The following is a 12,067-nucleotide window of genomic DNA, read 5'->3' on the forward strand; positions in this document are numbered from 1 at the left end:
GTCAGACTCCTAATCCCAGAATGCGTTGCGCGATGATGTTCTTCTGAATCTGCGACGTGCCGCCCATCACGCTCTGCGCACGGCTGTACATGTAGGCACCGAACAGTTCGGGGTCGCCGGTACCCACGGTCGCCAGCGCCGCATGGCCGACGGACTGTTCGGTCCACGTCATCAGCAGCTTGTCCAGGGAGCCCTGCGGTCCGTGGGTGATGCCGTCGAGTTGCTCGGACAACCGCCTGCGCACATGCAGGCGCAGCATCTCGGTCTGCACCCACGCCCAGGACAGCGCCTCCGGCGGGGTGCCGTCGACCCGGGCGGCCAACTGCCGCACCAGCTTTCCGTAGCGTGCCGAGAAGCCCAGCGTCGAGGGCTCACGTTCGTGGCTGACGACCGTCATCGCCAGCTTCCAGCCCTCCCCCGGCGCGCCGACCATGTTCTCCGCCGGCACCCGCGCGCCGTCGAACAGCACCTGGCCGAATTCCTTGGTGACACCGCTGATCATCTTCAACGGCCGCTGCTCGATGCCGGGCTGGTGCATCGAGACGATGAACGCCGAGATGCCTTTATGTTTGGGCAATTGCTTGGCTTCAGCCTTGTCCGTGCGTGCCAGCACCAGACACCAGTCGGCCACATCGGAATAGCTCGTCCAGACCTTGTGCCCGTGGATGACGTACTCGTCGCCGTCCCGAGTCGCCGTCGTGGTCAGCGACGCGAGATCCGAACCGGCCCCGGGCTCCGAGAACCCTTGGCACCATCGCTGCGTGCCGTTGATCATCCCGGGCAGAAACCGTTGCTGCAGTTCCTTGCTGCCGTGATGGCCCAGTCCCACCACGAGGTAGCCGAGGCTCGGCCGCGCCGGCGCGCCCGCCTTGGCGATCTCCTCGTCGACGATCACGTCGTACACCGGCGGCAGCTCCTGGCCGCCGAACTCCTTCGGCCACGACGTGCCGAAGAAGCCGGCACCGTAGAGCGCGCGGTGCCAATCACCCTGAGCAGCCCAGTACTCGTCGCCCGAGGTCGGGAACCTACCCTTCTGCTCGGTCAGCCACGCGCGAAGCCGGTCCCGAAAGGCGGCTTCCTCCGGCGAGTCACGAAAGTCCAATGGTCAGCTCCTCCAACTTGGCCGGCCACAGTTCGGTAGCCGTCAGCACACGGCGCAGGTACACGTGCGCCAGACATTCCCAGGTGTTGCCGATGCCGCCGTGCACCTGGATCGACGTCTCACAGGCCGTCAATGCCGCACGCGCACAATAGATCTTGGCGATGCGCGCCGCCTCGATCGCCTCAGTTGCGGGCAGTGCGTCGACAGCCCAGGCGGCGTGTCGCAGCACGCTGACCGATCCTTCGATGAGCGCGAGGCTTTCGGCCAGGAGATGCGCGACGGCCTGGTAGGAGCCGATGGCAGCGCCGTACTGTTCGCGCACCTTGGCATAGTCGACGGCAAGCGCGTGCGCCCCGCGTGCGGCGCCGACGAGATCGGCGCACGTGACGGTGAGGGCGAGCGCATGCCACCGGCCGGCATCCTCGGCCGACACCTCGCTGAGCTCCGGCGGCGCTTCGACCACACCGGAGATGCCACCCAGCAGGTCGACCGAATCCGGTTGTGCGCCGGCGTCTGCCGGATCGCGGCCGAGCACCCGCCGCACATCGTCGGCCAGCACTGGACCCAGGAATGGCACGTCGACGAGTCCGCGGGCGAACTCCTCCGCGACGATGGCCACCTCGACGCCGGAGGCCCCGTCGGATCGCAGGGTCCGGAAACCGGTGCTGTCGACGGCCTTCTCCAGTTGCGCGCGACGATTCGCGTCGTCGAGATCGGCGACGGAGTGCAGGCCGAAGTCAGCGGCCAATTCAGCTGCCGATTCGGCGAGTTGCCGTTGTTCGGCGGTCAGACGGACGTCCACAGGCGCTCCTTGAGCACTCGGCGCAACACCTTCCCCGAAGGCAGCCGCGGAATTTCGGGTACGAACACAATGCGGCTCGGCCGCTTGTAGGAGGCCAGCCTGTCGCTGACCAAGTCCACCAATTCGCTATCGGAGACCGCGGCGTTCGTGGCAACTGCGGCCACCACCGTCTCGCCGTCGTGCGCGTCGGGCAGCCCGAACACCGCGCAGTCGGCCACGGCCGGGTGCGAGTGCAGGACTGCCTCGATCTCCGCGGGCGCCACCTGGAAGCCCCGCACCTTGACCATTTCCTTGCAGCGGTCGGTGATCCGCAATCGCCCGGACTCATCGAGATGTCCGATGTCTCCGGTGTGGAACCAGCCAATGACGATAACGCTCGACGTTTCTTCCGCAGGCAGGTAGCCGGCCATCACCGCTTCCGAGCGCACCTGAATCTCCCCCGACTCCCCGATGCGCACCTCGACGCCGGGCACCGGCCTCCCCACGGTATCGAGCTCTCCACCGCTGAGGTCATCGCACGCAATGACGACCAATTCCGTTGCCCCGTAGGCGGTCACCCAGCCCACGCCGGTGCGCCGCGTGACGTCCTCGGCCACCGTCGCGGTCACCGGCGTCGCGCACCACATGAGATACCGCAGCGACGAGAGATCGTAGGTTTCCAGCCGCGGGTGGGCCGCGAGGGCCAATGCAATTGGCGCCACGGTCATTTCGATGGTGATCCGGTCGGATTCAATGTGCCGCAGCATGGTCTCGACGTCGAACCGCGGGTGCAACCGGACCCACGCACCCGCGTCCAACACCGTCATGATGTTGAGTAGGCCCAGGATGTGCGACGGCGGTGTCATCACCTGCAGGCGGTCCGTGGCGGACAAACCGAGCGCGGCGCGCCACTGCCGCACCGCAGCAGCAAGCCCGCGGTGCGTATGGCGGACGGCCTTGGGCATCCCGGTGGTGCCAGAACTGAAGGCCAGGACGGCGTCGGAATCCGGCGCGGGCATGCTGCCAGACAGTTCACCCGGAGCGATCGGCTCGTCGAGGTGCACCATCGGCATCAGCTCGGCCAGCACGGAGCAGTCGCCTACCGCGTGCGAAGGCGCCGTCAACGCGAGCGCGTGCTGCACCTCGGCATGTCGCCAGGCCGGACTGAGCAGCACCGCAGCGGCGCCCAGACGCCAGATGGCGTGCAGCGCGACGACGAACTCCGGGCGGGTCGAGGACATCACCGCGACACGGTCACCGGCTCCGACGCCGCGTTCGGCCAACTCGGCTGCCATCCCGCCGGCGAGAGCGTCGAGCTCCACCCGGCTGTACTCCCGCTGGTCGAAGGCGAGCACCGCACCGTCAGCCACGTCGTGCCCGCCCCTTTCTCGGTCGTGAGAAGTTCTCCGGTTGATACCGAGAATCATATTCTCCTATAGTTAGAACGACAATACGCGACGATAGGACACCGATGCGGCCAGCCACGACGACGGCTCAGACCGGCATGGACGCGGGCACGATCACCATCCACCTCGACCGGCAGCAGGTGTCGGTGGACCGCGTCGGCGACGAAACGTTGCTCGACAGCGCGCGGCGGGCCGGGCTGGCGCCGCCGTTCTCCTGTGAGGCCGGCAACTGCGGCACCTGCATTGCCCGGCTGACCGAGGGCCGTGCGACCATGCGCAACAACGAGGCTCTCGACGACGACGAGGTTGCCGAGGGCTACGTGCTGACCTGTCAGGCAGTGCCGGACACCGCGTCGGTGACCGTGCGCTATGAAGACTGAGCCGACTCAGCGGCCAGCGGCGGCCGGTACCGCGGGTCGTAACCCGCCACCTTGATCGGGCTGCCGATCAAGCGGAAATCCCCTGCGGTGACGATGACTTCCGGAGTCGCTTCCAGCGCCTCGGGCAACGTGCGGACCGCGGCCGTGGGAATCCCCAGTGCCCGTAGCCGCTTCTCCCAGCCGGCGGCGGTATCGGTGGCCAAAACCTTCTCGACCACCGCCAGCACCTCATCCCGGCGCGCGGCCCGTTCGGCCATGGTCGCGAACGGAATCTGATCGCCGTCGCCGAAACCTGCCTCGGCGACAAACGATTTCCAGAATCCGTCATGGGTGATGAACAGCGCCAGATACCCGTCTGCGGTCTCGAAGAGTTGCGCCGGAACGTAATACGAGTGGGCGCCGTTCGGGTGGCGACGCGGGTGGGTACCGTCGTTCAGATACGCTGCCGCACGGTAGTTCAGTTGCGACAGCATCACATCGCGCAGACAGACCTCGACCTGACCGCCGCGACCGGAGACGATCTGGGCGAGCAGCCCCAGCGCCGCAGCCATACCCGTCGAGTTGTCGGCCGACGAATAGCCCGGCAGCGTCGGCGGCCCGTCCGGGTCACCGGTCATCGCCGCGACGCCGGTCGCCGCCTGGATGACGTAGTCGAATGCGGGGTCGTCGCCACCGTTGAGCCCGAAGCCCGTCATCGCCACGCAGACGATCTTCTCGTTGAAGCGCGACAGCGCCTCATAGGTCAGGCCCAGCCGGCGGATCACCGACGGCTTCATATTCACCAGCAGCGCATGGGATTCGGCGACCAGCTCACCGAGCCTGGCTTTGCCGGCCTCCGACGCCAGGTCCAGACAGATGCTGGTCTTGTTGCGGTTCAGGCTGGCGAAATAGCTGTCGCCGACCTGCCGGGAAATCTCGCCACCGGGCGGCTCGATCTTGATCACCTCGGCACCCAGGTCCGCCAGCAGCATAGTGGCGTACGGGCCGGCCAGCATGACGCCGACCTCGAGAATCCGGATACCGGCGAGAGGACCATTCATTTCGGCGCCGAGATTACGGTTTGCGGGGTGATTTCGCCGAAAAGTCGCGAAAATTCGTCATCTCGGCGCATCACGAGACTGCCTTGGCCAGCGCGGCGATCACATCCCGCGTGCGGTTCTTGGAGGCGATCAGTTCGTCGCGGTTCTCGCCGATGGGCAGCAGCCGCACCGACAGATCCGTCACGCCCGCGTCGGCGAACTGCTTGAACCGCTTGAGAATCGACTCTTCGTCGCCGGCCGCGCACAAGTCGCCGACGCTACGCGCGTCGCCGCGATCCAGCAGCTTCTGGTAGTTGGGCGACGTCTCGGCCTCGGCGAGAACCCGGTTGGCCCGGTCTTTGGCGGCCTCGATCTCGGAGTTCGCGCACAGGGTGACCGGGATTCCCGCGACGATGCGCGGTGCGGGCCGCCCCGCTTCCGCGGCTGCCTTGTTGATCTTGGGCGCAATGTGATCACCGATGGCCTTCTCGTCGGCCATCCACAGCGACGTACCGTCGGCCTGCTCGCCGGCGATCTGCAGCATCACCGGCCCCAGCGCGGACACCAGCACCGGCATCGGGGTGTCTGCGGCGAGCACCGTCGGGTTGTGCACGGTGAACGAATCGTTCTCCACGTCAACGGGTCCCGGCCCGGCGATGGCGGTGTTCAGCACCTGCAGATAGTCGCGGGTGTACGCGGCGGGCCTGTCGTAGGGCAGGCCCAGCATGTCGCGCACGATCCAGTGGTGCGACGGCCCGACCCCGAGGGCCAGGCGACCGCCCGACATGGCGTGCACCGAAAGCGCCTGGCGGGCAAGAGCGATCGGATGCTGAGCCTGTAGCGGCACCACCGCCGTGCCGAGTTCGATGCGCGACGTGTTCGCCGCCATCAGGGCCACCATCGTCAGGCAGTCGAAGTCATTGGGAACCTGGGGCAGCCACGCGCTGTCGAGCCCCGCGCCCTCGGCCCACTGGATATCGGAGACCAGCTTGGAGACCTTGCGCGCCATGTCGCCGCGCTCGGCCCCGATCATCACACCGAGACGCATCTCAGCCCACCGCGCTTTCGGACGTCAGCTTCCGCACTTCCGCCACCAGGGTGTCAAGGCCAGTACCGGTCGGAAACACCGCCGCGGCACCGACTTCCAGTAGTTTCGGCACGTCCCCGAGCGGGATCGTCCCGCCCACCACGACAGCGATGTCACCGGCGTCGGCGGCGCGCAGGGCCTCGACCGTACGGGCCGTCAGCGCCAGGTGCGCTCCCGACAGGATCGACAGCCCGACGAGGGCGACGTCCTCCTGCAGCGCGATCGACACGATGTCCTCGATCCGCTGCCGGATGCCGGTGTAGATCACCTCGAAGCCCGCATCCCGCAATGTTCGGGCGACGATCTTGGCGCCCCGGTCATGACCGTCCAGGCCCGGCTTGGCCACCAGCACTCGTATCGCCATCAGAACACCACCGGCTGCTGGAACTCGCCCCACACCGACTTCAATGTCGACACCATCTCTCCCACCGTGCAGTATGCATTCGCGCAGTCGATGAGGCGATGCATCAGGTTGTCGTCCCCATCCGCCGAACGCGCCAGGGCCGCAAGGGATTCCTTCACGGCAACGTCGTCGCGCTCGGCCTTCACCTTGGCGAGGCGCTTGAGCTGCTTGTCGCGGCCCTCGGCGTCGAGTTCATACGTCGCGAGGTCCGGCGCCGGTTCCTCGACGACGAACTTGTTCACCCCGACCACCGGCCGCTCCCCCGACTCAGTCTCCTGGTGGATCTTGAACGCCTCGTCGGCGATCAGCCCCTGCAGGTAGCCGTCCTCGATGCAGCGGACCATGCCGCCGTGGGATTCGAGATCGTGCATGATCTCGATGATCTTCTCTTCGGTGGCGTCGGTGAGCGCTTCGACGAAATAGGAGCCGCCCAACGGGTCGGCCACCTTGGCGACGCCCGTCTCGTAGGCCAGAATCTGCTGGGTCCGCAGTGCGAGTGTCGCGGACTCCTCACTGGGCAGCGCGAACGGCTCATCCCAGGCCGCGGTGAACATCGACTGCACGCCGCCGAGGACCGATGCCAGCGCCTCATAGGCGACCCGCACCAGGTTGTTCTGTGCTTGCGGGGCATAGAGGGACGCGCCGCCGGAGACGCAGCCGAACCGGAACATCGACGCCTTCTCCGTGGTGGCGCCGTACCGTTCGCGCACGACGGTGGCCCAACGGCGCCGTCCCGCACGGTATTTGGCGATCTCCTCGAAGAAGTCACCGTGCGTGTAGAAGAAGAACGAGATTTGGGGCGCGAACTTGTCGATGGTCATGCGTCCGCGCTCGACGACAGTGTCGCAGTACGTGACCCCGTCTGCGAGCGTGAACGCCATCTCCTGCACGGCATTGGCGCCCGCGTCGCGGAAGTGCGCGCCAGCCACCGAGATCGCGTTGAATCGCGGCACCTCGGCGGCGCAGAACTCGATGGTGTCGGCGATGAGGCGTAGCGAGGGCTCGGGTGGCCAGATCCAGGTGCCGCGCGAGGCGTACTCCTTGAGGATGTCGTTCTGGATTGTGCCGGTGAGCTTTTCGCGCGGCACACCCTTCTTCTCGGCGGCCGCGACGTAGAAAGCCAGCAGGATGGCGGCGGTGCCGTTGATCGTGAAGCTCGTGCTGATCTTGTCCAGCGGGATGCCGTCGAACAGGACCTCGGCGTCGGCCAGCGTGTCGACGGCGACACCGACGCGGCCGACCTCCTCACCGTACTCGTCGTCATCGGAGTCGTAACCGCACTGCGTCGGCAGGTCGAGGGCGACGGAGAGTCCCGTCCCACCCTGACCCAGCAGGTAGCGGTAGCGCTGATTCGACTCCTCGGCAGTGCCGAATCCCGGTGGCGGTGGCCGGGTGACACCTTCCTGCTGACGAAGTCCGCTCAGTGGATAACCGTACCATGCGCAAGGTGACGGCCGACGCCCGTCGTCGCTGACATTGCTCCCAACCCCTGGCTCCGACATCCCCCCGTGTGGTCGAGGTTCGGCGGGCGCACTGCGTCAACAACGCGAGCGCCATCGGCGTCGAGCCGACAGAGGCGTTGTCCGCGAAGAAGTTCGACCTGATGCAACAGGTGAACATCCGGGGCACCTTCCTGCTGACGAAGTCCGCTCTGCCGTACCTGCGCAAGTCGGCCAACGCCCATGTGCTGACCATTGCACCACCCCTGAATCTGACTCCCCGTTGGTTGGGCGCACACCCGTCCTACACGCTGTCGAAGTATGGGATGACGCTGCTGTCACTGGGCTGGGCAGCCGAATTCGCCGATGCCGGCATCGCGTTCAACTGCCTATGGCCTCAGACCTATATCGCCACCTCCGCGGTGGCGAACATGGCCGACGGCGACGCACTCCTGGACTCGTCGCGCAGCCCGGCGATCATGGGTGACGCGGCAGTGCAGATCCTGACCCGACAGGCCGCAGAGTGCACCGCGGGCTGCTACATCGATGCCGATGTCCTGACCGGAGCCGGCCGGGACCTGGCCCCCTACGGCGGCGGAGCCAACCCGATCCCGGATCTGTTCCTGGGCTAGGTTTCCCGGCGATTTGTGCACGATTCGGTGCGCTGGGCGCTGTGCGCACCGAATCGTGCACAAATCACTCAGAAGTTCGAGTTGGGGTTGTCGTAGTTGTCGCCGCGAATCCAGCGCGTCACGCCGGAGCCGTTGCGATCAAGCTTGGGCCCACAGAACAGGAACAGTCCGTCGGGCGCCTGAGCCATCTGGTTGAACGGTTGATCGCACGGCGTGTCGAATTCACGGATACCGACCACAGGCAGTGCCCGGAAATAGCGCGGCGACAACCCGCGCGCCGAGTCGCAGTAGACGACCCTGCCCCAGTCGGTGGTGGCGAACACGAAGTAGGTGACGTTGTCACAGTCCGCACCCAATGCCACAACGCGGTTGATTCCCGGCACGCACGACGGATCATCACACCGAACCGGATCGGCCGACGCAGCCGCAGGCCAATGCAATCCGACGAGCGCCAAAGCACCCACCGCACACGAGAAGCGCCGCATCACTAGAGCGTACCCTGAAACCGCTCTCCGATTTCGGTAATACCACTCTCGATAATGCACAATGGGAATACCAATGATCGGGAGACCCCTTTGAGTACCGTCGATGACGCGTCACCCAGCTTGACGACACTGAAGCAGCTTTTCGACCACCTCGGCCTGGCCGAGGTGGATTCTCCCGAAGGCACTCTGGCCATGGAACTCCCGGTGACGCAGGCGGTCGTCAACACCAACGGCGGTCTGCAGGGCGGGCTGATCGCCACCATCGCCGACGTCGCCGGCGGCCTTCTGGTCTCGCGCACCATGTCGTTCGGAAACCACATCACCACAACGGATCTGCACATCCGCTATCTGCGCCGCATCGACACCGGGCCGGCCCGCGCGGTGGCGCACATCGTGCACCATGGGCGCCGATCAGCCGTCATTCAGGTCGAAATCCTGCGCGGTAACGGCGATCTCGCCGCGACGGCAACCGTCAACTTCGCGGCGCTGGAAGGCCGGGCCTGATCACTGCCCGCCGCGCGCCTGATCCTTGACCGCCGGCACCACGGGCGGCGCGGTGCGCCAGTTCGGCAGACCGTCCTCCTCCAGTCCGACCGGGAAACCGTTCTCGTGCACCTGCGCCCAGTGACTGTGGTTGAGCTCGTGCAGGGTGAAGCAGGCATTCAGGGAGTTGTAGAAGCCCATGTTGTCCTGCGTCTGGTTCACCGATTCTTTGATCAGCAGGGCGGCCATCGTCGGCACAGCGGCGATCCGACGGGCGAATTCCAGTGTGCGGTCGGCAAGTTCGTCAGCCGGGAACACCTTGCTGACCATGCCCATCCGATGAGCCTCGTCCACCGACAGACTGTCGCCGGTCAGCATCAGCTCCTTGGTCTTGCGGGGACCGAATTCCCATGGGTGCGCGAAGTATTCGACTCCGCACATACCGAGCCGAGTACCCACCACGTCGGCGAAGGTGGTGTTGTCGGCCGCGACGATCAGGTCGCACGCCCACATCAGCATGAGCGAAGCGGCGTACACGTCACCGTGTACCTGGGCGACGGTGATCTTGCGCAGGTTGCGCCAGCGGCGGGTGTTCTCGAAGTAGTAGTGCCACTCCTGCAGCATCAGCATCTCGGCACCCGAACGAGTGGCGCCGTTGATCCGGAAACTCGGATGCTGGTCGGGCCCCGGCGTCCGTTCGGCGCGGGACTGCGCCGAGCCGAGGTCGTGGCCGGAGGAGAACATCGGGCCCAGGCCGCCGAGGATGACGACCCGCACCGTGTCGTCGGCCTCGGCCCGCAGGAACGCCTCGTGCAGTTCGGTGAGCATGCCACGGCTCTGCGCATTGCGAGTGTCCGGACGGTTCAACATGATCCGGGCGATGGTGCCTTCATCGAGGGTTTCGTAGGTGACGTACTTGTAGTCGGTCATGACGTGCTTCCCCTAAAGGCTCAGAATGGTCGCCGAGGCGGTACCCGGCGCACCGTACACCTGAGCCAGGCCGACCCGCGGGTTGCCCGGCACCTGCCGGTCCCCTGCCTCGCCGCGAAGCTGGCGCACCAGCTCGTGCATCTGACGCAGGCCCGATGCACCGATCGGCTCGCCGTTGGCGATCAGACCGCCGTCGGTGTTGATCGGCAGCGACCCATGAATTTCGGTGGCGCCGTCGGCCAACAACTTCTCCTGCTCGCCGTCGGCACACAGTCCGGTCTCGGCCATGTGGATGACCTCGGCACCGGCGTCGGTGTCTTGCAGCTGCGCGATGTCGACGTCCTCCGGGCCGATGCCGGCGGCTTCGTAGGCGGCCTTGGCCGCATACACCGTGGGCGACACATCCTCGTCGAGCGGCGCGGAGGTGGCGTGCACCTCGTAGGCGCCGTAGGTGCGGGTACGGATCTCACTGGCACGCACGTACACCGGCTTGTCGGTGTAGCGGTGGGCAATGTCGGCCCGGCACATGATGACCGCGGCGGCACCCTCATCGGGCGCGCAGAACATGTACTGCCGCAACGGGTAGTTGAGCACCGGAGACGCCATGATCTCGTCCACCGTGATCTCTTTGCGCCGGAACGCGTTCGGGTTCAGGATGCCGTTGCGAAAGTTCTTGTTGGCCACCCGCGCCAGCGTCTCCTCGGAGATGCCGTGTTTGTTGATGTAGTGGTTGGCCTTCATCCCGAAGAACTTCGTGGTGACGAACTGCCCGTTGTTGGCGTACCACTGCGGCAGCGCGAGCTTGGCCGGGTCGTCGGTGAAGGCGCCACGCGGATGCTTGTCCAGGCCGATCGCGATGCCGATGTCGTACTTCCCGAGCCGGATCGTGTCGGCGGTCTGCTGGATGGCGCTGGCCGCGGTGGCACAGGCGTTGAACACGTTGGTGAACGTGATACCCGTCAGCCCCACCAGGCGCGTCACCGCATCGGGATTGGACACCTCGTAGCTGCCGCCGAACCCGAACTGGATGTCTTTCCACTCCAGCTTGGCATCGGTCAGCGCACCCTGGATCGCTTCGGCGCCCATCTCCATCGCGGTCTTGTCGAACCGGCCGAACGGGTGGATACCGACACCGATGATCGCTACGTCATTGGACATTTTCTGTACCCCTAAACCGGCTGGAACGCGAAGGTGACGATCTCGTTGCCATCCGCGTCGGTGGTGAACGGAATCATCGTGAGCTCGACCTCCATGCCGAATTCCAGCTTGGCAGGGTCGTTTTCGGTGAGCCGGCCCTCGACGCGGATCACGTCGCCGAGCTGTACCAGTCCGACGCCGAACGGCACGAAGTCCTTGCCGGTGGGACCGGCGTACGGCGCGCCGGGCGGGAATCCCTGTGTGGTCCAAGCAATCACGGTGCCGCGGCGCGGCAGCAGCACCTCGGACATCTCGGCCTTGCTGCACTTCGGGCAGCGATCCTGGCGCGGGAACGTCGTCGCCGAACACTCACCGCACCGACTACCGATGAGCTGCGGCTCCGCATCGGGCCAGGTGGAGATTTCCGGGGCAAGCGCCTTCTGCATCATCAGTCCTAATCGCTCGCAGGGAGGGGTTTGGCTTCCTTGAGCGCAAGCGGTGTGGACCCGACGCTCAGCGTGCCCGCACCGGCCTTGGTGACCAGCACCTCTGCCGCGGAATCGTCGACATACCGCTTACCCATCACGGCGCCGCCGGACAGCTCCGGGTCGAGAGCCAATGCGCCGTCGGCCTGAGCATCGGAACTGGCATCGAGCGCCACCATCGGGGCGCCTCCGCACCGCAGGTCGTCCAGGCTGTCACCAGTGCGGACGACGATCACCTGGGTGTCGCACACCTGACTCCGCAGGCGACTACCTGTTTTGACCATGAGAAGCACATTAT

The 12,067-nt window shown here is 66.1% G+C and carries 14 protein-coding genes and 1 pseudogene; 3 read left to right on the forward strand and 12 right to left on the reverse strand.

Annotated elements, in window-relative coordinates; all coding sequences use genetic code 11:
* Position 1: 1 nt before the first annotated feature.
* Genes G6N59_RS06875 through G6N59_RS06885 form a run of 3 tightly spaced genes read right to left on the reverse strand, consistent with a single transcriptional unit; the run spans position 2 to position 3,253 of the window.
* On the reverse strand, positions 2-1,102 hold the full coding sequence (locus tag G6N59_RS06875; RefSeq protein ID WP_138231435.1) for an acyl-CoA dehydrogenase family protein: 1,101 nt from the start codon (positions 1,100-1,102) through the stop codon (positions 2-4).
* Positions 1,089-1,904: an acyl-CoA dehydrogenase family protein gene (locus G6N59_RS06880; protein ID WP_138231436.1), complete on the reverse strand. Its 816-nt coding sequence runs from the start codon at positions 1,902-1,904 to the stop codon at positions 1,089-1,091. The genes G6N59_RS06875 and G6N59_RS06880 overlap by 14 nt, the downstream gene beginning before the upstream one ends.
* Entirely contained in the window at positions 1,889-3,253 is a 1,365-nt protein-coding gene (locus tag G6N59_RS06885) for a class I adenylate-forming enzyme family protein (RefSeq protein WP_138231437.1), read from the reverse strand. The genes G6N59_RS06880 and G6N59_RS06885 overlap by 16 nt, the downstream gene beginning before the upstream one ends.
* Before the next feature lie 101 nt (positions 3,254-3,354).
* Here G6N59_RS06885 and G6N59_RS06890 point away from each other — a divergent pair, with 101 nt between their 5' ends.
* Complete coding sequence (locus G6N59_RS06890) at positions 3,355-3,669, forward strand: 2Fe-2S iron-sulfur cluster-binding protein (RefSeq protein ID WP_138231438.1); 315 nt, start codon at positions 3,355-3,357, stop codon at positions 3,667-3,669.
* Here G6N59_RS06890 and G6N59_RS06895 read toward each other — a convergent pair.
* The 4 genes from G6N59_RS06895 to G6N59_RS06910 form a co-directional block, all read right to left on the reverse strand.
* A complete protein-coding gene (locus G6N59_RS06895) occupies positions 3,657-4,709 on the reverse strand; it encodes a CaiB/BaiF CoA transferase family protein (RefSeq protein ID WP_138231439.1) in 1,053 nt (350 codons plus the stop codon). The two genes, G6N59_RS06890 and G6N59_RS06895, sit on opposite strands and share 13 nt — an antisense overlap.
* Positions 4,710-4,779: 70 nt before the next feature.
* Positions 4,780-5,736, reverse strand: a complete 957-nt coding sequence (locus tag G6N59_RS06900) for an LLM class F420-dependent oxidoreductase (RefSeq protein ID WP_138231440.1) — start codon at positions 5,734-5,736, stop codon at positions 4,780-4,782.
* A gap of 1 nt (position 5,737) precedes the next feature.
* Positions 5,738-6,139 carry a cobalamin B12-binding domain-containing protein gene (locus G6N59_RS06905; protein ID WP_138231441.1) on the reverse strand — a complete coding sequence of 134 codons (402 nt, stop codon included), beginning with the start codon at positions 6,137-6,139 and terminating at the stop codon, positions 5,738-5,740.
* Positions 6,139-7,680 (reverse strand): methylmalonyl-CoA mutase family protein, encoded by a 1,542-nt coding sequence (locus G6N59_RS06910; RefSeq protein ID WP_235678729.1) that lies wholly within the window; start codon positions 7,678-7,680, stop codon positions 6,139-6,141. The genes G6N59_RS06905 and G6N59_RS06910 overlap by 1 nt, the downstream gene beginning before the upstream one ends.
* A gap of 32 nt (positions 7,681-7,712) precedes the next feature.
* On the opposite strand from G6N59_RS06910, the pseudogene G6N59_RS06915 reads away from it, so the two are divergent.
* Positions 7,713-8,249: pseudogene (locus tag G6N59_RS06915) on the forward strand (SDR family NAD(P)-dependent oxidoreductase); the annotation flags it as partial.
* Between the two features lie 68 nt (positions 8,250-8,317).
* Here G6N59_RS06915 and G6N59_RS06920 read toward each other — a convergent pair.
* A complete protein-coding gene (locus G6N59_RS06920) occupies positions 8,318-8,734 on the reverse strand; it encodes a hypothetical protein (protein WP_138231444.1) in 417 nt (138 codons plus the stop codon).
* A 90-nt stretch (positions 8,735-8,824) separates the two neighbouring features.
* Between G6N59_RS06920 and G6N59_RS06925 the strand changes: the two genes are divergently transcribed.
* A complete protein-coding gene (locus G6N59_RS06925) occupies positions 8,825-9,238 on the forward strand; it encodes a PaaI family thioesterase (protein WP_234884314.1) in 414 nt (137 codons plus the stop codon).
* Here G6N59_RS06925 and G6N59_RS06930 read toward each other — a convergent pair whose 3' ends face one another.
* The 4 genes from G6N59_RS06930 to G6N59_RS06945 are packed head-to-tail and all read right to left on the reverse strand — an operon-like array spanning position 9,239 to position 12,053.
* Positions 9,239-10,147, reverse strand: coding sequence for an enoyl-CoA hydratase (locus G6N59_RS06930; RefSeq protein WP_138231446.1), 909 nt, complete (start codon positions 10,145-10,147; stop codon positions 9,239-9,241).
* Between the two features lie 12 nt (positions 10,148-10,159).
* On the reverse strand, positions 10,160-11,305 hold the full coding sequence (locus tag G6N59_RS06935) for a thiolase family protein (RefSeq protein WP_138231447.1): 1,146 nt from the start codon (positions 11,303-11,305) through the stop codon (positions 10,160-10,162).
* 11 nt (positions 11,306-11,316) lie between these two features.
* Positions 11,317-11,730, reverse strand: a complete 414-nt coding sequence (locus tag G6N59_RS06940; protein ID WP_138231448.1) for a Zn-ribbon domain-containing OB-fold protein — start codon at positions 11,728-11,730, stop codon at positions 11,317-11,319.
* A gap of 8 nt (positions 11,731-11,738) precedes the next feature.
* Positions 11,739-12,053 (reverse strand): hypothetical protein, encoded by a 315-nt coding sequence (locus G6N59_RS06945; protein WP_138231449.1) that lies wholly within the window; start codon positions 12,051-12,053, stop codon positions 11,739-11,741.
* Positions 12,054-12,067: the final 14 nt, after the last annotated feature.

It is taken from the genome of Mycolicibacterium aubagnense (genome assembly GCF_010730955.1).
Classification (GTDB): domain Bacteria; phylum Actinomycetota; class Actinomycetes; order Mycobacteriales; family Mycobacteriaceae; genus Mycobacterium; species Mycobacterium aubagnense.